This window comes from Bradyrhizobium sp. BR 10261, assembly GCF_019455395.1.
Classification (GTDB): domain Bacteria; phylum Pseudomonadota; class Alphaproteobacteria; order Rhizobiales; family Xanthobacteraceae; genus Bradyrhizobium; species Bradyrhizobium manausense.
Genome location: NZ_JACOFQ010000024.1, coordinates 54,246 through 74,200, shown reverse-complemented (window position 1 = coordinate 74,200; position 19,955 = coordinate 54,246). Strand labels below are relative to the sequence as shown.

The following is a 19,955-nucleotide window of genomic DNA, read 5'->3' as shown; positions in this document are numbered from 1 at the left end:
GTCGGTGAGGTATCCTCTTCGAGCCAGCGATGCATCAACTTGAGGATATTCTGGCCGGGGTCGATGGTGAGGGAGCCATGATTTGCGGGGCATGGGCTCTGTCATCATTGGTTCATGTGAGACCGGAAGCGTGTGCTTTTCCTCCGTTGGCACCGAATAGTACCATGTCAGTGCCATGTCTACTCTACCACTGGATTTATCGTGGCTGGTCTGCTACCTTTCCGCGTCTAATCTCTGATCGGAGGTGCTCCCTATGACCAAGGAAATTCTTGCGCGCCTTGATGGTGTTCTTTTGAAAGTTTCGGTCAAAGAAGGGCAGGTCGTCAAAGAACGTGACGAATTGTACGTCGTGGAATCAGTCAAATCGGAACTGTTCGTTCGCGCGCCGTACGATGGAAAAGTCGAGCGGATTCTCCGTTCACCCGGCACGAGTGTTAAGGGTGACGACATCGTCTTGGTGATGAAGACGACGTGAACCGTTCAGCGTGGGTGTAACAACTTATTCGAGCACCCCACGCTCGACCACACTACCAAAAGGACGCGGCGTCCGATCTTCCGCGGGCGTCCCAAGGCTTCGTAGTGTCGACGGCCTAGCAGCTAGACCGCCGGATGAAAGGAGTTCGGGCTCAAGAATCAGGAGTTCATATTTAGAGCGGCTGAAATTGCCTGGCGCGTGCTGCTGGGAATTGAGGTCGCCGTTCGAGTCTTGGTGTCGACGCATACCCAAATGACGGTACCTAGCACGGACACGGCGTTGTCCGACTCGCGCTCTATAGAGCCTTCAAAGGTGAGACTGGAATTGCCGATGCGCCCAACGCGCACCCGCGCCACGACGGCCTCGTCGAATCCAAGCGGGCTTTCGTAGGTCAGCTCAGTCTTCTTGACATGGTAGCTACGGCCCTCGGCCCCCGGCACGAAGTGGCCCTCCAATCCAGAATGGCGAAGAAAATCGTTTATGGCGGTCTCAATGTAAGAAAGATAAGCGCCATTGTGGACATGGCCGTGCATATCCACGTCCCGGAACGGGATACGAAATCGAGAACTTATTGGATTAGACGAAGAGCCACTCTGCATGTCAATCTTGGGACGTGCGTTTAGAACTCGATGGATACCATACACTGCGATGCGTTCGGAAGACGAGTATTATCAGCGCGCAATCGTTCGAAATTTCGGACCGGCCGAGCGCGTAGTCAAAATCGAGACATATCGTCCTCCGCCTCTTGCAGCTGACCAAGTTCTGGTGAGGATGACGCATTGCGCAATCAATCCCTCTGACATTATCACAATCTCTGGGGCGTATGCCCACCGGACTGAACTGCCTTTTGTGCCTGGCTACGAAGGCGTAGGTGTCGTCGAGGCGACCGGCGGCAACGCCTTCCTCAATGTTGGCGACCGGGTTTGGCCTCTGGGTAGTGCTGGCGCTTGGCAAAAATTCAAGGTGACGGACAGCCGGTGGTGTTTTCGCGTTCCCGCAGGCCTATCGGATGAACAGGCCGCCTTCGCCTATGTGAACCCGCTGACAGCCCTGTTGCTAAGTAGGTCGCTTATGTCGTCGCCTGCTTTGCACGTGGCGGTAAACGCAGCCGGATCCGCAATTGGGCGAATTCTGATCAGGTTGGCAAATCGGGTCGGGATACGTCCGATTGCCATCGTAAGAAATCCAAGATCACTTCAGCTTCTTTCCGACCTCAACTTGCGTGTTACCCTTGTTGAGCCAGGCGACAAGCTATCGGCTCTCATTGCTGAAGTCACAAGCGGCGCCGGATTGGATATCGTGTTCGACGCGGTTGGCGGCGAGGAGGGGGCGCGACTGGCGTCGGGGCTGCGCGTAAATGGCGTGCACTTGCATTATGGACTGCTCTCGGGGACCCCGTTGCCCGTGTCATTGACCACGACGCGTCCCGATATCGACCTTCGCTTTTTTCGCCTTCGCGACTGGGTACATTTCGTGGAGCGCGGCGAGCTTGCGCGGGAAATGAGTGCTGTTTCGAATCTCATTCGGTGTGGCGTAGCGGCCACCCCTGTCGAAGCTTGCTACCCTCTTGCCAAGATCGGCCAAGCGCTCGCGCACAATGCTCGTGAAGGTCGTCAAGGCAAAATCCTCGTCACGTGCTAGCGTCGTTATGCATCCGTTTGACGCAACAAAAGAGATTGTATATTAGAGGTTGTGGTTTGAGGTTATGCCAACCGAGGTCTTTGTTCTATGCTTCGATTTATGTCCGCCTTTTTGCTTGTCGTCGGCTTGAGCCTTTCAAGTGCTTCTGCGCAAACGCTACCGCTTCCTTCGGTTTGGAAGAATGCGCGTGGTTCGGAGATGAGGATATGGCCCGGTCCGACGGCCGGCTCCTTCCGAGGCGTATATACCAACAATGCGGCTGGATTCGATTGCCAGGGTATTCCGTTTGACTTGGTTGGCGAGACCAGCGCGACTGCGGTGAGATTCGTGGTCGTGTGGAAGAACGCCATGAAATCCTGCAACTCTATCACCGCATGGGTCGGAAGCTTGATTGGCAATGATATTCTGAGGACCGGTTGGGAGCTTGCTTATGTGGACAGGAATACCGGCCTTATGAAAACCCTGCGAGGAAGCGACGTTTTTCGTCGGGTGCCGTAGCGGTTGTCGTACGCTCTCTGTTTCCCTTCATACGACTGTGGCCGCAGCGTTATGATTTCGCTGGCCCCGGTGTGAGCGGGCCCCTCAGGTAATTGTTAGATTCCGATCGGAAAACCCATTGCGACGACACCAAGATCCCGATCCTGGTGAAGGGCAAGACGGACACAGGCCGGATCTGAGCCTATGTCCGTGATATTCTTGCGTCAAAAATCATAAAGTCATTCCAACGATACGAGTTCGCAGCTTTGTTCTGAATGGCGCACCATCTCTGTGCTTCTCCAGCCCCCCGGGGGCACCACGTCCCTCAGATCTCGCGACAAGTGCGCCAGACGCGGCTCACTCGACCGTGCCGGCAAGCCGCAGATTCGGCACGCCGACGCCGCGGACGCGGATGGGTGCCGAGAGCTCTGCTCCGCTGACAGCGAGCACGAGGCCGCTATCGTCGCGGCGCAGGTGGAATTCGATCGTCCTGCCTGTCTTGCGCCAATCCGACGTCTCGCCATCGTCGACATAGACAAGACCGGAGCCACCGCGATCGGGCGCGCCGAACACGATGGCGGTCAGCCCGCTGTCGTCTTCAATCGGAACGATCGAGCCCGCGCGCGCAAACAGGGGTAGCCGGCCCAGAGGCGCTGCCACGGTGATGGTTCGCCCGCCCTCGAATGGCGTCCCGTCATGCCAGTCGTACCAGCCGCCGGGATGAGCGGGCAGATAGACTTCGCGCGTTGTCGCCCCCTCACCGAGAACCGGGGCGACAAGGAGATCGGGGCCAAGCATGAACGCGTCTTCGACGGTCGCAGCAATCGCGTCGAAACCGAAATCCCACAACAGCGGCCGCACCGGCGGCACGTCTTCCACTGCCGCACGCCACATCTGCGTATAGAGATAGGGGATCAGGCTGTGGCGAAGCTCCATGACGGATCGGACTTGCGGGAGCACGCTCGCATGCATCCACGGCGTGTTGACGATGCCGCTCGACTTCCAGGAATTCATCACCATGCGCGGCCACAGTGCACAGAACTCGACGAAACGGCAGAACAGTTCCGGTCCCGGCGAAGGACCATGGAAGCCGCCAACGTCGTGGCCGATGTTGTAAAACCCTGATAGGCTCATGTTCAGGCCCTGGGTGAGATTGTAGCGCAGCGTCTTCCAGGCGGTCTCGTTGTCGCCGCTCCAGGTCTGGCCGTAGCGGGCGATGCCGGCGCCGCCGGCGCGCGTGATCGTATAAGGGCGTTTGCCGGGCGCCTGCGCGGCCTGCGTCTCGTAGGCGAGCTTGTGCATCAACAGCGCCTGCGCGGGGCGGGCGAGCAACTGCGGAAACGGCCGGCCGTCGCCGTTGCAGACCGCGTCCTCATCCCAGATCTCGTACTCGTTGTTGTCGCTCCAGACCGCTGTCACACCATAGGCGAGCAGCGCGTCGCGGATGCCGTCCGCCCAAAACTGCCGGCCTTTCGGGTTGGTAAAGTCGACATGGAAGCCGAGACCATCCCAGAATTGCGCGACCGCCGGCTCGCCGGTCTCGCCGTCGGCGACGAGGATGCCGCGCGCCTTGGCTTCGCTGAGCCGGGGATGATCATCGAGCAGGCAGGGCTTGATGTTGGTGACCGGCTGCATGCCTGATGCCTTGAGCCGCGCCATCGTCGCAGACGGGTCGGGGAATTTGTCGCGATTCCAGTTGAAGACGTAGCGACGGTTGCCGATCGAGGTGTAGCCGGAGCCGAAGTGAAAGCTGTCGCAACGGATGCCGTGGCGCCTGCAATCCTCGATGAAGCCGGTGATGCGCGCGTCCGCGTCCGGTGCGTCGGCGATGGTCATCGTCGTCATCGCGAAGCCGAGCGTCCAGCGGGGCGCGAAGGCCTGTCCGCCGGTCAGCCAGGAAAACCGGCGCGTGACCTCCGATACGGTCGGTCCGGCGAGCACGTAATAGTCGAGGTCGCCATCCTCGGCGCGGTAGAAGCGGAAGAGGCCATGGTAATTGTCGATGGTGCAGCCGAGATCGACCGAGCCAAGCGCGAGATTGTCGTAGAAGATGCCGTGCGCGCCGCGTGCGCCGTCGACGATGAAGAACGGCAGCATCTTGTAGAGCGGATCGGACAGCTCGGCGTCGAAGCCGCAGGGATCGACGGCATCGATCGCGAAGCGCCGGCCGGTCCGATCGAGCGGACCGGCCTTGTCTCCAAGGCCGTAATGGCGCTCGTCTTCATGCCGTTCCATCGCGTGCAGCAACGCTGTGGTCTTGCGCGACAGGAGATAAGCCTGGGTCGGGCGGTCCTGCAGGAATGGCTGGTCCTCGCCGTCGCGGTACCAGGCGATGCCGAACGGATCGAGCCGCACGCGTGCGCGGAGACCCGCGGCGGCCAGCGTGACGATCCCGCCGTCCTCCGACACGGTCGTGGCCGGATCGGCAAAGCCGGAGATGTCGTCGCGCGGCCGGCCCTCGAATGGCGGCTCGGTGCGACCAGGGGCGATCGCCCAGCCGCGATCGAGCCGATAGCCCTCCGGCCGGCGCAGGGTGACGCGGCCGATGTCGCTCTCGAGAATTGCGATACGCAAGCTGGCGAGTGGGGCCGCCGCCGGCCCGGTCGCGAGGTCGAAGAGCGCGGCGTGGCCGTCGAGGCCGCGGAAGCGGCCGTGGGTCAAGGCTTTCATGGGTCAGACTCCGGAGACGATCAGGGCCGGGCGAGAGCCGCGCCGGTCGCGTCGAAGATGTGCAAATGGTCGGGGGCGAAGCGGATCGCGACGGCATCGCTGCGGTCAAAGCGCGACTGGCCATTCTGGCGGAGCGTGATCTGCGGCAGGCCGGGAGCCGTGGCATAGATGAAGGTCTCGCCGCCAAGCTGTTCGACCAGATCGACTGTCGCGGCAAGCATGCCTGCATCGGAGGCGAGGTCGATATGTTCGGGCCGGATGCCGAGCGTCACGCGCGCCCCATTGGCGAGGCCGGACGCGGTGCGAGGCAACGCGATGTCGCGTTCGCCAACGCTGAGGCGCAGCGTGCCGTCATCGGATGTCACGGTCGCCGGCAGGAAGTTCATGCGGGGAGAGCCGATGAAACCTGCGACGAAGGCGTTCGCGGGGCGGTTATAGAGTTCGAGCGGCGTGCCGACCTGCTCGATCCGGCCGGCTTTGAGCACCACGATGCGATCCGCCAGCGTCATGGCTTCGACCTGGTCGTGCGTGACATAGATCATCGTGCCGCCGATATCGGCATGCAGAGCGGCAAGCTCCTTGCGCGTCGCGACGCGCAGTTCTGCGTCGAGGTTCGACAGCGGCTCGTCGAACAGAAAAATCTTCGGATCGCGCACGATGGCCCGTCCGATGGCGACGCGCTGGCGCTGGCCGCCGGAGAGCGCCTTGGGCTTGCGGTCGAGATAGTCAGTGAGACGCAGCATGGCGGCGGCGCGGTCGACCCGCGCCGCGATCTCGGACGGCTTCAGCCCCATGTTCTCGAGCGCAAAGCCCATGTTCTTGCGGACGCTCATATGCGGATAGAGCGCGTAAGACTGGAACACCATGGCCAGCCCCCGCTCGGAGGCGGGCAGGTGGGTGACGCGTGCGCCGTCGATATGGATCTCGCCGCTCGTCACGTTTTCGAGGCCGGCGATGACGCGCAGCAGCGTCGACTTTCCGCAGCCCGACGGGCCGACGAAGACGACGAATTCGCCATCCTTCACAGCGAGATCGATGCCGTGCAGCACGTCGATGCTGCCGAAGGATTTTCGCGCGGCGGTGAGTTTCAGTTCAGCCATTTCGGTTCAGCCTTGGTCGATTGCCCGATCTGTCATTTCATTCCCGTCGAGCCGATGCCCGTCGTGATGAAGCGCTGCAGGAACACGAAGACGAGGGCGACGGGGGCGAGCGTCACCACCGTCATCGCGAGGAGGTAGTGCCACTGGGTCTGGAGTTCGCCCTGAAAGGCATTGAGGCCGATCTGGAGGGTGTAGACCTCGGTCTTGGTCAGGACCGCGAGCGGCCACAGGAACTCGTTCCAGCGCCACATGATCGAGAAGATCGAAAGAACCGCCAGCGCCGGCAGGGTCAACGGCATGACGATGCGCCAATAGATCTGCCACTCGGACGCCTTGTCCATGCGCGCCGCCTCGATCAGGTCCTTCGGCAGCGTCAGCATGTATTGCCGGAGCAGGAACACGCCCGTCGGCGTCGCCGCACCCGGCAGGATCACTGCCCAGAGCGAATTGGAAAGGCCGAGCTCGGTCACCACCAGATAGACCGGTACCAGGATGATGGTCATCGGGATCATCAGCGTTCCGATCACCGCAAGCGTCGCCGCCTGCTTGCCGGGAAACGCGTAGATCGCGAGCGCATAGGCGGCCATGGAATTGATCAGCAGCGTGATCAGCGTGGCGACCACCGTGACGAAGACCGAATTGAACAGGAAGCGGATGAAGGCGAAGCGCTGCAGCGGCTCGGTGTAGTTCTCGGTCGCGAGTGCGACGCGGCGCACCGGTTCGCGCTTGTCGATAGCCACGCGGAACTGTTTCGAGGGATCGGCGGGATCGACCATCTGGGCGACAAGCCCGATGCGCCGAACCTGCGCCAGTTCGCGCACCGTGCCGTCGGGAAGCGTGGTGCGGAACAGCGGCAGCTTCTGGGGTTGGCCTGATACCGTCACTTCGACCTGTGCGAAAGGCAGCAGCGAGGGCGGAAACTCCAGGAGCGCACTCTGGGTCTTGAACGATGACAGCACCAGCCACAGCACTGGCCCGAACATCAGCACGACGCCGAGCGCGAGATAGGCATAGGCTGCGATGTCGGTCCAATGCAGCGGCCGTCCGGGGCCGTTGCGACGTTGACCAAGCAAAATCCCAAGGCGCATGGCGGCTACCTCAGATCTCTTTACGCCGCGCGGCGGCAAATTGCAGGAGCGTCAGGACGAAAAGCACCAGACCGAGCACGACCGACGCGGCGGCGGCGAGGCCGAAATTCTGCACCTGGCTGGCGAAGCCGGTCTCGTAGATGTACTGCACCACCATCAGCGTCGCGGTGCCCGGACCGCCTCCGGTCAGCACGAAGACCTCGTCGAAGGTCTGCGCGCCCTTGATGAGTGCGAGCACGATCACGACGATCATGTTCGGCCACAGCAGCGGCAGCGTGATGCGTGTCAGCACGCGCCAGTGCGGCGTTGCGTCCATCTCGGCCGCCTCGTAGAGGTCCGCGGGGATCGCCTGCAGGCCGGCGAGCAGGATCAAGGTGTAGAACCCCATATGCGCCCACACCGATACGAACACCGCCCAGAACATCGCCCAGCTGGGATCGACGAAGAACAGGATCTTCTGGCCGCCGAGCGTGGTGATGGCCGCGTTGAGGAGCCCGTCGCGCTGCAGAATCCATTTCCAGATCAGCGCAACGACGACGGGCGACAGCAGGACCGGGAAGAAAAACACCGCGCGGAAAAAGCCGCGCCCGCGGATCTTCATGTTGAGGACCAGCGCGGTGATCAGCGAGAACAGCACCATCGCGGTCACCTGAAACACGACAAACTTTGCCGTATTGGCGACGCCACGCCAGAAGTGGTCCTCGCGGCAGCTGGCCGGATCGAGAAAGGAGCCGCAGTCGAACAGATAGGCGAACTGGTTGCTGCCGACATAGGGACGCTCGGACGGAAACAGCGCCGAGCCGCCGGTCACCGAGAACACGATGTTGATGCCGATCGGCAGGAACACGAACAGGCCGAAGAATGCGAAGTTGGGCAGCAGGAACACATAGGCCATGCGCCGCACGCCGATCAGGCGCTGCAGCCAACGCATCGGCGGATCGAACAGGCGCAGCGCGAGGTCCACGGGCAGGACCGCGACGCGCGCGAGCGCGCCTGCGGCCATGCCGGGCTGCGGGCGGGCAGCGGACGGAGTGTCCGACATCGCGGTGATCCCTCGATCCTCTGAACCGGTGGCCGTCACTTCTTGTTGCGCTCGGCGATCTGCTGCGCGACATCAGCGGTGATGCGCTTCTCGGCGTCTTCGAGGCTCGTTTCGCCTGACACCGCCTGCCCGAGCCGGCTGATGACGGCGTTGAAGATGATCCGGCTGTTGATGTAGCCCTGGGTCCGGTAAGCGAGCGGCGAAACCTGGGCGGCGCTTGCGGTGAAGATCTTCAGCGCCGCGGCGGCTTCGGGGCTCGCCGTCGGATAGTCGAGGCCTTTCTTGGCGAGCCCGAGATGGCCGGGCACGAACAGCGAGCGCGCACAGAACTCCGCCAGCACCGGTTCGCTTGCGAGATAATCCATCAGCCGCGCCACTTCCTTGGGATGCTGGGTCGACTTGAAGGCCATGAGAGCGCCGCCGCCGGGCATGCTGCTGCATCCCCCCGGCCCGCAAGGGTTGGGGACCGCCACCCAATCGAAGGCGTTGTCCACGGTCTTGGCGAACTGGGCGATCTGCCACGATCCGGACAGGTACATCACGACCTGCGCGTTCTTGAATTCGTCGTTGGCGCCGCGATAGGCCGTGCCGGAGACCGAGCCCCAGAGCTCCTTCGACATGACGCCGGACTTGTGCCAGTCGTAGACCAGTTGCGCCGCGCGCTTGAAGCCCTCGTCGACGACGTCAGGCTCGCCGTTCGCGGCGAAAACCTTCGTGCCCTGCGACATCGCAAGCGCATAGAAGCGATGGCCCGAGCGGTCGAGCGCGAGCGGGAACGGCGCCTGGACCTTGCCCGCAACCTCCTTCACTGCCTTCGCCCAGTCCTCCCAGGTCGCCTTCTCGCCCGGCATCGCGACCCCGGCCTGCTCGAACAGGGTCTTGTTGACGAAGGGGCCGGTGACGGTGAGCTGGGTCATGAAGCCCGGAATAGCCTGCGTGTTGCCCGCCGGGCGCATCCATTCGAGGAAGGGGCCGAAATTCGCCTCCCAATAGCCGGGGTCCCTGAGGAAGGGACGCATATCGAGCGCGAAGCGCGACAGGCCGCCCATATCGACGACACGCGCGATGTCGGGGCCCTGGCCTGAGGCCAGCTGCACCGGCAGATTCTCGTTGACCGCCTTGTAGGGCACCTGATCGAGAACGACGTCGATGTCCTGGTTCTGCTCGTGGAAGCGCTTGAGCAGGTCGGCCATCACCTCGCCTTCGTTGCCGTCCGAGTACCAGGCCATTCTGAGAGTCGTCGTTTCGGCCGCGGCATGCCCGCCGACTACGGTGGCGGACAGAAGGGACAGCGCAAGAGACGCGATGACGGGGGTGATGGCACGCATGATCGATCTTCCTCCACACTCGCCGGCCCTGCCGGGGGGCCGCGTGAGACAGGCGCAACGGGTCCGTTCTCCGACGGATCCTTCAGCACCAGACGTTTCCTTCCACATTGGCGTCCGCCCCCGGGGCGGCGGATGCCGTTTTGTCACGCGCTTGGGCGCCCGCTTCCGCTGACGCGGACATCAGGGGGCAGGCCCAGTGGCGCTCCTAACGGCAAAACGATCTTGGCAAACGTTTGCCAAACTGTCAATCGTGTGGTTTAAATCGTCCTGTAGGGTCTCGGAACGAGGCTCAACTGTGGCTATAGGTTGCATTCGGACCAGTCCCCATGGAGGCCGATGCCGGAAGACGTCTCACTTGCCACCGTCGCGGCCCGGGCCGGCGTCTCGGTTTCGACCGTATCGCGGATCGTCAACGGTGAGATGCGCCGCGCCTCCCCGGCGACGGTGGCGCGGGTGCTCGATGCGATCGAGGCGGTCGGCTACCGGCCAAACCCGGTGGGACGGGCGCTCAAGAGCGGACAAAGCCAGCTTGTGGCGATGATCGCGGCCAATCTCGACAATCCGGCCATGGCGACCATCGCGAGTTCGACCGAGGCCGCACTGCGCGAGGCCGGCTATGTCATGGTGCTGTGCGATACGCACGACCGACCCGAACTTCAGGACGAATATCTCTACGCGATGCGGGCCCAGATGGTACGCGGCTATATCCTCGTTGCGGCCGTCGCCAGCCCCGGGTTGAGCGAGTTGTCCGCCTCCGGCGCTCCGTCTGTATTCGTGACCCGCCGCAATCCGAGCGGCACGGGGCCGTTCGTCGGTATCGACGATTCCGCAGCCGGCGCGGCTGTCGCCGACCACTTCGCCGATCTCGGTCGGTGCGCCCCGGCCGTTGTGTTTCCGCGGCTGGGCTCGTCCGCATCGCGCGACCGTGTGTCCGGCTTCCTGGCCAGGCTGCGGGAGCGTGGATGGCCCGACGACGCGATCATCCGGGCCGACGGGGAAGGGCGATCGCATCTGCAAATCGGCTACGATGCCGGCGCGCGAATTTTCGGCGGCAGTGACACGCCGGACGCCATCCTCTGCGTGAGCGACCAAATCGCCTATGGGATCAATCGGCGCGCGCTTGAACGCGGCCTGAAAATCCCCGGCGATTGCGAACTGGTCAGCATCGACGGCACGCCTCTCAACCAGTGGGTCGCACCCTGGCTGAAATCGATCGAAATCCCCTACGCCATCTACGGGGCGGAAATCGTCGCGGGCCTGCAATTGATCTGGCGCGGCGAAGCTTTTGGCGAACGCCTGCTGCCCTACAAGTTCGGCTGACGCGCGACCTTCACGGGATAGTTGGCTTTGCGTCCCGGTTCGGATCTGCACGCGAACTGCCTCCGAAAGCCCTACCGCGTTGGAAGTTTAGCGACGCCCCCGTCATCCGAAACAAGCTGGATCGTGATCGTTCGCGCAGCATATGCAAATAAATGGTGCATGTTGTATATTTATGCATTCAATATTTGCGAGATGTGCGCGCCGATGTTAGGATCCGCGGGAACGCCAACAAAAGGGGATGAAATGAAGCTTGCGCTTCCCAACCTGACCGCCGCCGCTGTAGCCCTCGCGGCAACTCTCGTCCTCGGCCAGCCTGCTCGTGCCGCCGACCTGATCGTCGCAACGGACACGGCCTTCGTTCCGTTCGAGTTCAAGGAGGGCGACAAGTATGTCGGCTTCGACATCGACCTGTGGGCCGCCATCGCCAAGGATATCGGCGTGAGCTACACGCTGCAGCCGATGGACTTCAACGGCATCATTCCGGCGCTCCAGACCAAGCAGGTCGACGTCGGGCTGGCCGGCATTACCATCAAGGACGAGCGCAAGAAGGTCATCGACTTTTCGGACGGCTATTACGACAGCGGATTCCTGCTGATGGTGCCGGCGAACAGCGCGCTCAAGGGTCCGGAAGATCTTGGCGGCAAGACGCTCGCCGTGAAGACCGGCACCTCGGCAACCGACTACGCCAAGGAGCACTTCAAGGGGACGGAGCTCCGCCTCTTCCCCAACAGCGACAATGCCTATCTCGAAGTCGCAACGGGGCGCGCGGACGCCGCAATGCACGACACGCCCAACGTCCTCTACTACATCAAGACCAACGGTCAGGGGAAAGTGAAGACCGTAGGTCCCCAGATGATGGCCCAGCAATACGGCATCGCCTTCCCGAAGGGTAGCGAGCTGATCGCCAAGGTCAACGCCTCGCTCGCCAAGCTCAAGGGCGACGGTACTTACACCGCCATCTACAAGAAGTGGTTCGGCGCCGAGCCGCCGAAGAGCTGATCCAGGCTTCGTGGCGCGCGCCGGTGGCCGGCGCGCCTTCCCTAGAGGAAAGCTCTCATGGATTTCGAGTGGTCGGTTATCTGGCAGGCCCTGCCTGAGCTCCTGAAGGGCGCCCGCCTCACCGTGCTGATCGCGCTGGCCGGGCTCGCCGGCGGACTGCTGATCGGCTTCGCCGCCGGCCTGGCACGCGCCTACGGCAATGCCGTCCTCAACGCCATTGCCCTCGCCTATGTCGAGCTCATACGCGGCACGCCGATCATCGTGCAGGTGATGTTCATCTATTTCGCGCTGCCGATCCTCGCGAATGTTCGAATCTATCCGCTCGCTGCGGCGATCATGGCCATCATCGTCAATGCCGGAGCCTATATCGCCGAGATCGTGCGCGGCTCGTTTCTCTCCGTTCATCGTGGATTGCGCGAAGCCGGTCTGGCGCTCGGCCTGCCGCTCTGGAAGGTGCTTCTCTACATCATCGGCCCGCTCGCCTTCCGCCGCATGATTCCGGCGCTCGGCAACCAGTTCATCGTCAGCCTGAAGGATACGTCGCTCTTCATCGTCATCGGTGTCGGCGAGCTCACGCGGCAGGGCCAGGAAATCATGGCGGCCAATTTTCGCGCCGTCGAAATCTGGTCTGCCGTGGCGATGTTCTACCTGATCATGACGGGCGCGCTCACGTTGATCCTCAGGGTGACCGAAAAAAGGATGCGCATCCTGTGAGCATCGTCGAGTTCAAGAAGGTCACCAAGCGGTTCGGCCAGGTCACGATCCTCGACCAGGTCGACCTGTCGATAGAAGCAGGCGAGAAGGTCGTGTTGATCGGTCCCTCCGGTTCCGGCAAATCGACGCTGCTCCGCTGCATCAACGCACTGGAGGAAATCAACGGCGGTGATCTCGTCGTCGACGGCATCAGCGTCAAGGATGGCGGCCACAAGGTCCGCATGATCCGCCAGGAAGCCGGCATGGTCTTTCAGCAATTCAATCTGTTTCCGCAAATGACGGCGCTCGAGAACGTCGCCTTCGGCCCGCGCCGCGTGCGCGGCGAGTCGCATCAGGATGCACGCAAGCAGGCGCTGGACATGCTCGCCAAGGTCGGCCTCGCCGACCGAGCGCACCACTATCCGAGCGAGCTTTCCGGGGGACAGCAGCAACGCGTCGCGATCGCCCGCGCGCTTGCCGTCAAGCCGAAGCTGATGCTGTTCGACGAGCCGACGTCCGCGCTCGATCCAGAACTGAGGCATGAGGTGCTGCGCGTGATGCAGTCGCTGGCCGAGGAAGGCATGACCATGATCGTCGTCACCCACGAGATGGCCTTTGCCCGCAGGGTCGGCACCCGGCTGATCTTCATGGAGGGCGGCAAGATCGCCGTCGATGGCGAGCCAAGGGAGCTGCTGGCGAATCCGCAGAACCCTCGCCTGAAAGAGTTTCTGCAACATGTCGTATGACGCCGGCCGCCGGCTTTCCTTCATCGATATCGCGGGTTCGCCATTCGACGTCGGAGCTGCGCTCGGGCGCTTCGGCCGAGCGGCTCTGCAGGACCATTTCCGCATCTCCGCTGCGTGGCGCGAACTCACCACGCGCCGCGACGATCCCCTGATCGGCGACATGGCGGCCATCGTTAGGCAGCGGTTTCCAAGATATTGGGCTGAGTTGCAGGGCCTCGCCGTCGGGCTGGCACTGCCCTTCGACGATGTTTTCCTGTGGAACTGCCGCGGCGATATCTGGGCAATGGCGCCGGATGGCTGCACGACCGTGCAATTGCCCGGCTCTCCGCATGTGATCGGCCACAACGAGGATGGCGACCCCGACTTTGCCGGCCACTGCGCCCTTGCCCGCGTTGCATCCGCCGGAGGAACACCGTTCACAGCCTTTGTGTACCCAGGCTCGCTGCCGGGACACACATTTGCGGCGACATCGAAGGGATTGGTCCAGACCGTCAACAACATCAGGCCGCTGGCCGGCGGCGCCGGAACGCCGCGCATGGTGCTCGCCCGCGCGATCCTCGACGCATCTGACCTTGACGCGGCTCTCACCGTGCTCAAATCCGCCCCGCGCGCCGGCGCGTTTCACCTGACGTTGGCGCAAGCCGGGGACGAGCGGCTTCTCAGCGTCGAGTTCACCGCCCGGGCCCTGTCGGTCGATCAGGTCCAAGCGCCGCGTGTCCATTCCAATCATCTGATCCATGGCGGCACCGGGCGCATGTCGCAGATCGTCACCGGCTCGTCCGGCGTGCGACAACGGCGCGGCGAGGAGTTGCTCGGCCAAATGCTCCAGTCGGAACCGCAAGGACGCGCGCTTGGCATCCTGTGGGACGCAGCTGACGCGGAATTGCCGATCTACCGCACGGATCCGGCCGATAGCGATGTCGAGAACACGCTGGCGAGCGCCGTCTTCCGGGTCGGGGCTGACAAGGTCGAGTGGTCTGTCTACGATGTAGCGCACGAAGCGGCTCGCTTCGATATGCGAGATGGGCTGATACCCTTCGCGGCGTAAACAGGATCAGGGTGATGCCAGGGCAAGTCGCCGAGAAGCCGCCGCGCACCATCGAGGATCTCAGGGCGCTCGCGCTCTCGATCGGCCGCGACGAGGCAGGATTTTCGCTCGGCGCCAAAGCGCATGACGTATTCGCAAAGCTGGTGGAAGCGCCGGAACAGTCGGCGGTACGCTCGATCTCGGAGCTTGCCGATCAGTTCGGCATCAACCCGTCGACGCTGACCCGACTGGCAAAGCGCCTCGGATTCGAAGGCTTCAGCGATTTCCAGGCGGTCTTCCGCAAGGCCATCGCAGACGACCAGCAGTATTTTTATAGCCGCCAGGCCGGAAGGCTCATGACCGCGCCATCCGCCGGCAATCCCGAAGTCGATGCGTTCGCGCAGCTGGCGCGGGAAACGGCGGCGAATGTCGATGGATTTCTCGGACAGTTGGATGCAGCCGCTCTGCAAGGGGCCACCAGGCTCCTGGCACGCGCCCGCCGTGTTCGTATCCATGGCGTTCGCCAATTCCATTCACTGGCGAGCTTTCTCACCTATTGCCTGGGAATGGTGCGCTCGGACGTCGCACTTCTGGACGCGCCGCGCCTTGGCGTCGCCGAGGCACTGTCACAGCTCGATCGGGGCGATGTCGTCGTCGTCGCCAGCTGCGCGCCCTATACCCGCAGCGTCGCGGAGGTGGCCCGGGTCGCGGCTTCAAACGGCCAGACGGTCATCGCGATTACGGATTCCCGGTCGTCACCGCTCGTTCCTCCCGCCGAGCATGCTTTTTTCATTCCCCACGCCAGCAGCTTCTATTCGAACAGCATGGGTGCCTATGTCGTCTTCGTTGAAGCGCTGCTCAACCTTGTCGCGAGGGAATTGGGTGATAAGGCGCTGAATTCCCTGGCGGGTCGCGAACGGCTGATTGCGGAGATGAACATAGAAGTCGGCTGACTGCGCGGCGATCAAGGCCACCGGCCTTATGAGTTGCGCAAGCGTGCAAGGCTTGTGATCCCGGCTGCACCGTTTGATCCCTACGCCCTACCCCACCTTCTTCCTCAACCCCAAATACCGCAGCGCGAGCTTGATGAAATTGTGCACCACCATCGAGGTCTCGTCTTCCCGAAACACCAGGAACACGTCGGCGGCGGGCGGGGAGGGGCGGATGGGGCGAAAGGCGATGTCGGCCGTCGTGAAGCGCGCGATCGACTGCGGCACCAGCGCGACGCCGAAGCCGGCCGCAATCAGGCTCGGGATCGACTGCGCGTCGACGACCTGCTGGGACACCTTTGGCAGGAAGCCGGCATCGACACAGCAGCTCTGCACATAGCGCGCGAAATCGGAGCTGTCGGGGTCGAGCACGACGTGATCCTCCGACGCCAGTTCGGAAAGCGCGACGCGCTTGCGCTTCGCCAAAGGGTGAGTGCGGGGGACCGCGAGAACGACCTCTTCCCGCCATGCCAGTCTGCTGGTGAGGTCGCGCTCGCTGGGAATGCCGCGGATGAGCGAGATGTTGGTGGTCCGGTTGAGCAGGGCCGCGATCTGCAGAGCCGGTGCCTGTTCGTGCACGGTCATCTTCACCAACGGCGCGACCCGCCGGTATGCCGCAAGCAGCTCGGCGAGAGGACCGCGCAGGATAGACCCGGTCGCGCCGAGATCCAGCGTTCCCACCAGGCCGGCGCCGATCGAGCGCACCTCGTCTTCCGCCGACTTGACCTGTTGCAGGATGGCGCGGCCGCGCAGCAGCATGGCTTCGCCGGCCTGCGTCAGCTCCACCTTGCGGCTGGTCCGGTAGAGCAGCGGCGTGCCGAGCTCGGCCTCGAGCGCCTGGATATGCTGACTCAGCGGCGGCTGCGACAGGTTCAGCCGCCGCGCGGCGAGGGTGAAGCTGCGCTCTTCGGCCACCGCGATGAAGTACCTGACTTGGCGAAGATCCATGGCGAAGATCCATAGCGAAAACCTATCAATCGTGTCGTTCTATATATTGGACTTGATGTCGCACCTGGTCAACGAATGACCGATGCAGCCGTCGTCCGCCCTGCAAGCGGCCAGTAGCCCTGCACGCAGCGCGTCGCGGCGCCAACGACAATAATGGCGAAAGGCTCAAGTCGCCGACCAAGCCAGACCGACACCAATCCCGCCAGCCGAGGAAAGCCATGCCCAGGATCTTCAAGTCACTCTTCTTCCAGGTTGTCATCGCACTCGCGCTCGGCATTGGGCTCGGCACGGCCTATCCCGATACGGCCTTGCAGATGAAGCCGCTCGGCGACGGCTTCATCAAGCTGATCAAGATGCTGGTGCCCGTCATCGTGTTCTGCGTCGTGGTGCACGGAATTTCGGCGGCGGGAGACCTTTCGAAGGTCGGCAGGGTCGGCATCCGCGCGCTGCTCTATTTCGAGATCGTCACCACTGTCGCCTTGGTGTTCGGCATCGCGCTCGCCTATTACTTCCAGCCCGGCGCCGGAATGAACATCGATCCCGCGACGCTCGACGCCAAGGCGCTCAGCGGCTTCAGCCAGACCGCGGCCCAGGTCGCCGGCGGCGGCGTCTCCGAGTTCCTGATGAAGCTGATTCCGGGAACGATCGTCGGCGCGTTCAGCTCCGGCGATGTCCTGCAGGTCTTGATCGTCTCGATCATGTTCGGCTGCGCGGTGTCATTGTGCGGCGAGCGCGCAAGGCCAGTCGTCGATTTCATCGAGCGCGTCAACGAGATCATTTTCAAGATGATGAATTTCGTCGTCCGCCTCGCTCCGATCGGCGTATTCGGCGCGATCGCGTTCACCGTCGGGAAGTATGGCATCGGTTCGCTGAAGCAGCTCGGCGGCCTCGTCGGGCTGTTCTACCTGGCGGTGGTGCTGTTCGTAATGGTCGTGCTCGGATCGATCATGCGGCTGTCCGGCTTCAGCCTGTTCAAGCTGCTGGCATACTTGCGCGAGGAGCTGATGATCGTGCTCGGCACGGCCGCCGGCGACAGTGTGCTGCCGCAGACCATGCGCAAGCTCGAGCTGCTCGGGATCAAGCGATCGACCGTCGGCCTCGTCATCCCGACCGGGTACTCGTTCAACCTCGATGCGTTCTCGATCTATCTGACCCTGGCGGCGGTGTTCATTGCACAGGCGACCAACACGCCGCTGGCTCTGGGTGATCTTCTGGCAATCCTCGGCGTCGCGTTGCTCACCTCCAAGGGTGCTCATGGCGTCCCCGGGTCGGCGATCGTCGTTCTCGCCGCGACGCTGTCGGCTATCCCGGCCATCCCGGCGATCGGCCTCGTGCTGATCCTGTCGGTGGACTGGTTCATCGGTATTGCTCGCGCGCTCGGCAATTATGTCGGCAACTGCGTCGCGACGGTCGTTGTCGCCGCATGGGAAGGCGACCTCGATCGCGCCAGGGCGCATCGCATCCTGAACGGCGAGATCGATCCTCAGACCTTGCAAGCCGAGCCTCATGGTGCGACTGCTCCCGTCCCGGGGCTGCAAACGCTCTGAGCACCGAAACGGTTGAGGTTAGCGATGGTAAGGCTTTCGATTGAGCCGCTGACGAAGCAGGCATTCGCGCCGTTCGGCGAGGTCATCGAAACGGACGGGGCGATCCCCCTGTCGATCAACCAGGGTTTCGCTGAGCGATTCAACGACCTCGCCGAGATCGATGTCACTGCCGAGGGCGGACAGACCAATATCAGCTGGTTTGTCGCCTCCTTGCGTCCGAGGCCCATTGCCATCCGCCTGATGGAGCGCCATCCGCTGGGAAGCCAGCTGTTCATGCCGCTCCATGGTGCGGACTGGCTGGTCGTCGTTTGCACGGACCCGCGCAAGCCTGAGAGCTATCGGGCGTTCGCGGCGACGGGCCAACAGGGTGTGAACTATGCACGCAATTGCTGGCACCATCCGCTTCTGGTGCTCAAGGCCGCAAGCCCGTTCCTCGTCGTCGACCGCAAGGGCGACGGCAACAATCTCGAAGAATATTGGCTGGACGAGACCATGCAGCTCGACCTCATGCCTGACCACCACGAGGCCTGATGATGTCATCGCGAACCTATCACGTCCCGCAAGGCGGCCTGCCGCCGCAGACGGATCTCCTCAGCGGTCGCGCGGTGTTTACGACCGCCTACGCCGTCATTCCGAACAGCGTGCAACGCGATATCGTCGTCAGCCATCTGCCGCATTGGGACAACAGCCGTGTCTGGGTGCTGGCGCGACCGCTTTCCGGTTTCGCCGAGACGTTCTCCCATTACCTCATGGACATAGGGCCGAATGGAGGTAGCGAAATTCCCGAGCCCGAGAAGGACGCCGAGGGTGCGCTCTTCGTCGCGGGCGGGCAAGTCACGCTCAAGCTGGCAGGCAAGGAACGAGAGCTGAAGGCTGGCGGTTTCGCCTATCTGCCGCCGGGATGCGCCTGGAGCCTGCGCAATCGCGGGACGGCGCCGGCGCAGCTGCACTGGATCCGCAAGCTGTACCAGCGCGTGCCTGGTCTGGCCGACCCCGAGCCGATCGTGACCAACGAAGACTCGATGACACTGGTGCCGATGCCGGATACGGACGGGCGGTGGGCCACCACACGCTTCATCGATCCCTCGGACATGCGCTATGACATGCACATCAACATCGTGACGTTAGAACCGGGAGCAACGATCCCCTTCACCGAGACCCATGTGATGGAGCACGGGCTGTACGTCCTCGAAGGCAAGGCGGTCTATCGCCTCAATCGCGATTGGGTGGAGGTGGAGGCCGGCGATTACATGTGGCTGCGCGCGTTCTGCCCGCAGGCCTGCTACGCAGGCGGCCCCGGCCGCTTCCGCTATCTGCTCTACAAGGACGTTAACAGGCACATGAATCTGCGGCATGGCGCGCCGCTGATTTGACGTGGCGTGCGCCGGCGGCTGTCGTCAGCGCTCCCGCAGCCTGTTTTTGGCACTCCCCTTGCTCAGTCCGCACCAAAACCAGGCCTCATCGGAGAGGCCGTTTCAGGTTGAGGCAAGTGATGCAGGAAATGTTCCGTTCTGGTGCAGTTGGAGAGCTCAAGCTCGACGCGTTGATCGCCGATTTGTGGTGGCGCGTTCGGCTGCTTAACACCGACATTCTGGAGGAAGAGGCCAAGGCCGGGGTGTTTGACCCGCAACAGCCGACCTATCCGCCGCTCGCGGCGAGCCTTCGCACGCGACGCGACAATCTGGTCGCGACGCTCGGCATGCTCGAGCAGCGCGCGGCGTCGGCACACGAGGCGGCTTGAGACCGCATCGCTGCCTTTCCTGCCCCGCCCTCGTCAGGTCCGCCGCCAGCTCATCGCTTCGGACCGGCTTTGTCGTAGCGCCAAGCCAAGATCCGTTCCTTGGCGGGCCTGCACTCAGGACCCC

General features: G+C 63.0%; 20 protein-coding genes. 13 read left to right on the top strand and 7 right to left on the bottom strand.

Annotated features, from left to right (window positions below):
* The first annotated feature begins 253 nt into the window (after positions 1 to 253).
* Positions 254 to 475: a biotin/lipoyl-containing protein gene (locus HYH07_RS25635; protein ID WP_220005110.1), complete on the top strand. Its 222-nt coding sequence runs from the start codon at positions 254 to 256 to the stop codon at positions 473 to 475.
* Positions 476 to 633: 158 nt separating this feature from the next.
* Here the strand turns inward: HYH07_RS25635 and HYH07_RS25630 are convergent, their stop codons facing one another.
* Complete coding sequence (locus HYH07_RS25630) at positions 634 to 1,074, bottom strand: thioesterase family protein (protein ID WP_283842854.1); 441 nt, start codon at positions 1,072 to 1,074, stop codon at positions 634 to 636.
* Between the two features lie 49 nt (positions 1,075 to 1,123).
* On the opposite strand from HYH07_RS25630, the gene HYH07_RS25625 reads away from it, so the two are divergent.
* The gene (locus HYH07_RS25625) at positions 1,124 to 2,116 is read left to right on the top strand and encodes a zinc-dependent alcohol dehydrogenase family protein (protein ID WP_220005108.1); all 993 of its coding nucleotides are present in this window, start codon (positions 1,124 to 1,126) and stop codon (positions 2,114 to 2,116) included.
* A gap of 87 nt (positions 2,117 to 2,203) precedes the next feature.
* Positions 2,204 to 2,614, top strand: a complete 411-nt coding sequence (locus HYH07_RS25620; RefSeq protein ID WP_220005107.1) for an avidin/streptavidin family protein — start codon at positions 2,204 to 2,206, stop codon at positions 2,612 to 2,614.
* 336 nt (positions 2,615 to 2,950) lie between these two features.
* Here the strand turns inward: HYH07_RS25620 and HYH07_RS25615 are convergent, their stop codons facing one another.
* Genes HYH07_RS25615 through HYH07_RS25595 form a run of 5 tightly spaced genes read right to left on the bottom strand, consistent with a single transcriptional unit; the run spans position 2,951 to position 9,821 of the window.
* Entirely contained in the window at positions 2,951 to 5,263 is a 2,313-nt protein-coding gene (locus HYH07_RS25615; protein ID WP_220005106.1) for a TIM-barrel domain-containing protein, read from the bottom strand.
* 20 nt (positions 5,264 to 5,283) lie between these two features.
* Entirely contained in the window at positions 5,284 to 6,363 is a 1,080-nt protein-coding gene (locus HYH07_RS25610) for an ABC transporter ATP-binding protein (RefSeq protein WP_220005105.1), read from the bottom strand.
* A gap of 32 nt (positions 6,364 to 6,395) precedes the next feature.
* Positions 6,396 to 7,451, bottom strand: a complete 1,056-nt coding sequence (locus HYH07_RS25605; protein WP_220005104.1) for a carbohydrate ABC transporter permease — start codon at positions 7,449 to 7,451, stop codon at positions 6,396 to 6,398.
* A gap of 10 nt (positions 7,452 to 7,461) precedes the next feature.
* A complete protein-coding gene (locus tag HYH07_RS25600; RefSeq protein ID WP_220005103.1) occupies positions 7,462 to 8,493 on the bottom strand; it encodes a carbohydrate ABC transporter permease in 1,032 nt (343 codons plus the stop codon).
* Positions 8,494 to 8,528: 35 nt separating this feature from the next.
* Positions 8,529 to 9,821 carry an ABC transporter substrate-binding protein gene (locus tag HYH07_RS25595; RefSeq protein WP_220005102.1) on the bottom strand — a complete coding sequence of 431 codons (1,293 nt, stop codon included), beginning with the start codon at positions 9,819 to 9,821 and terminating at the stop codon, positions 8,529 to 8,531.
* A 336-nt stretch (positions 9,822 to 10,157) separates the two neighbouring features.
* On the opposite strand from HYH07_RS25595, the gene HYH07_RS25590 reads away from it, so the two are divergent.
* The 6 genes from HYH07_RS25590 to HYH07_RS25565 all read left to right on the top strand — a co-directional run bounded on the left by HYH07_RS25590 (position 10,158) and on the right by HYH07_RS25565 (position 15,559).
* Entirely contained in the window at positions 10,158 to 11,141 is a 984-nt protein-coding gene (locus HYH07_RS25590; RefSeq protein ID WP_220005101.1) for a LacI family DNA-binding transcriptional regulator, read from the top strand.
* A 243-nt stretch (positions 11,142 to 11,384) separates the two neighbouring features.
* Positions 11,385 to 12,140, top strand: a complete 756-nt coding sequence (glnH, locus tag HYH07_RS25585) for a glutamine ABC transporter substrate-binding protein GlnH (protein WP_220005100.1) — start codon at positions 11,385 to 11,387, stop codon at positions 12,138 to 12,140.
* A 57-nt stretch (positions 12,141 to 12,197) separates the two neighbouring features.
* Complete coding sequence (gene glnP, locus HYH07_RS25580; RefSeq protein ID WP_220005099.1) at positions 12,198 to 12,854, top strand: glutamine ABC transporter permease GlnP; 657 nt, start codon at positions 12,198 to 12,200, stop codon at positions 12,852 to 12,854.
* 2 nt (positions 12,855 to 12,856) lie between these two features.
* A complete protein-coding gene (gene glnQ / locus HYH07_RS25575; protein ID WP_409363915.1) occupies positions 12,857 to 13,579 on the top strand; it encodes a glutamine ABC transporter ATP-binding protein GlnQ in 723 nt (240 codons plus the stop codon).
* Positions 13,569 to 14,627, top strand: a complete 1,059-nt coding sequence (locus HYH07_RS25570) for a C45 family peptidase (RefSeq protein WP_220005097.1) — start codon at positions 13,569 to 13,571, stop codon at positions 14,625 to 14,627. The genes glnQ and HYH07_RS25570 overlap by 11 nt, the downstream gene beginning before the upstream one ends.
* Positions 14,628 to 14,770: 143 nt before the next feature.
* On the top strand, positions 14,771 to 15,559 hold the full coding sequence (locus HYH07_RS25565; protein WP_312016692.1) for a MurR/RpiR family transcriptional regulator: 789 nt from the start codon (positions 14,771 to 14,773) through the stop codon (positions 15,557 to 15,559).
* Positions 15,560 to 15,646: 87 nt separating this feature from the next.
* Here HYH07_RS25565 and HYH07_RS25560 read toward each other — a convergent pair whose 3' ends face one another.
* The gene (locus tag HYH07_RS25560) at positions 15,647 to 16,543 is read right to left on the bottom strand and encodes a LysR substrate-binding domain-containing protein (protein ID WP_220005095.1); all 897 of its coding nucleotides are present in this window, start codon (positions 16,541 to 16,543) and stop codon (positions 15,647 to 15,649) included.
* A gap of 218 nt (positions 16,544 to 16,761) precedes the next feature.
* Between HYH07_RS25560 and HYH07_RS25555 the strand changes: the two genes are divergently transcribed.
* From HYH07_RS25555 to HYH07_RS25540, 4 genes are all read left to right on the top strand, one after another.
* Entirely contained in the window at positions 16,762 to 18,090 is a 1,329-nt protein-coding gene (locus HYH07_RS25555) for a C4-dicarboxylate transporter DctA (RefSeq protein WP_220005094.1), read from the top strand.
* 24 nt (positions 18,091 to 18,114) lie between these two features.
* Positions 18,115 to 18,621: an ureidoglycolate lyase gene (locus HYH07_RS25550; RefSeq protein WP_220005093.1), complete on the top strand. Its 507-nt coding sequence runs from the start codon at positions 18,115 to 18,117 to the stop codon at positions 18,619 to 18,621.
* A gap of 2 nt (positions 18,622 to 18,623) precedes the next feature.
* Complete coding sequence (locus HYH07_RS25545) at positions 18,624 to 19,463, top strand: bifunctional allantoicase/(S)-ureidoglycine aminohydrolase (RefSeq protein WP_220005165.1); 840 nt, start codon at positions 18,624 to 18,626, stop codon at positions 19,461 to 19,463.
* Between the two features lie 119 nt (positions 19,464 to 19,582).
* On the top strand, positions 19,583 to 19,831 hold the full coding sequence (locus HYH07_RS25540; protein ID WP_220005092.1) for a hypothetical protein: 249 nt from the start codon (positions 19,583 to 19,585) through the stop codon (positions 19,829 to 19,831).
* Positions 19,832 to 19,955 lie beyond the last annotated feature (124 nt).

Bases quoted from the DNA above. Each gene is read 5' to 3' on its own strand.
- HYH07_RS25635 (WP_220005110.1), top strand. From the start codon at position 254: ATGACCAAGGAAATTCTTGCGCGCCTTGATGGTGTTCTTTTGAAAGTT.
- HYH07_RS25630 (WP_283842854.1), bottom strand. From the start codon at position 1,074: ATGCAGAGTGGCTCTTCGTCTAATCCAATAAGTTCTCGATTTCGTATC.
- HYH07_RS25625 (WP_220005108.1), top strand. From the start codon at position 1,124: ATGCGTTCGGAAGACGAGTATTATCAGCGCGCAATCGTTCGAAATTTC.
- HYH07_RS25620 (WP_220005107.1), top strand. From the start codon at position 2,204: ATGCTTCGATTTATGTCCGCCTTTTTGCTTGTCGTCGGCTTGAGCCTT.
- HYH07_RS25615 (WP_220005106.1), bottom strand. From the start codon at position 5,263: ATGAAAGCCTTGACCCACGGCCGCTTCCGCGGCCTCGACGGCCACGCC.
- HYH07_RS25610 (WP_220005105.1), bottom strand. From the start codon at position 6,363: ATGGCTGAACTGAAACTCACCGCCGCGCGAAAATCCTTCGGCAGCATC.
- HYH07_RS25605 (WP_220005104.1), bottom strand. From the start codon at position 7,451: ATGCGCCTTGGGATTTTGCTTGGTCAACGTCGCAACGGCCCCGGACGG.
- HYH07_RS25600 (WP_220005103.1), bottom strand. From the start codon at position 8,493: ATGTCGGACACTCCGTCCGCTGCCCGCCCGCAGCCCGGCATGGCCGCA.
- HYH07_RS25595 (WP_220005102.1), bottom strand. From the start codon at position 9,821: ATGCGTGCCATCACCCCCGTCATCGCGTCTCTTGCGCTGTCCCTTCTG.
- HYH07_RS25590 (WP_220005101.1), top strand. From the start codon at position 10,158: ATGCCGGAAGACGTCTCACTTGCCACCGTCGCGGCCCGGGCCGGCGTC.
- glnH (WP_220005100.1), top strand. From the start codon at position 11,385: ATGAAGCTTGCGCTTCCCAACCTGACCGCCGCCGCTGTAGCCCTCGCG.
- glnP (WP_220005099.1), top strand. From the start codon at position 12,198: ATGGATTTCGAGTGGTCGGTTATCTGGCAGGCCCTGCCTGAGCTCCTG.
- HYH07_RS25570 (WP_220005097.1), top strand. From the start codon at position 13,569: ATGTCGTATGACGCCGGCCGCCGGCTTTCCTTCATCGATATCGCGGGT.
- HYH07_RS25560 (WP_220005095.1), bottom strand. From the start codon at position 16,543: ATGGATCTTCGCCAAGTCAGGTACTTCATCGCGGTGGCCGAAGAGCGC.
- HYH07_RS25555 (WP_220005094.1), top strand. From the start codon at position 16,762: ATGCCCAGGATCTTCAAGTCACTCTTCTTCCAGGTTGTCATCGCACTC.
- HYH07_RS25550 (WP_220005093.1), top strand. From the start codon at position 18,115: ATGGTAAGGCTTTCGATTGAGCCGCTGACGAAGCAGGCATTCGCGCCG.
- HYH07_RS25545 (WP_220005165.1), top strand. From the start codon at position 18,624: ATGTCATCGCGAACCTATCACGTCCCGCAAGGCGGCCTGCCGCCGCAG.
- HYH07_RS25540 (WP_220005092.1), top strand. From the start codon at position 19,583: ATGCAGGAAATGTTCCGTTCTGGTGCAGTTGGAGAGCTCAAGCTCGAC.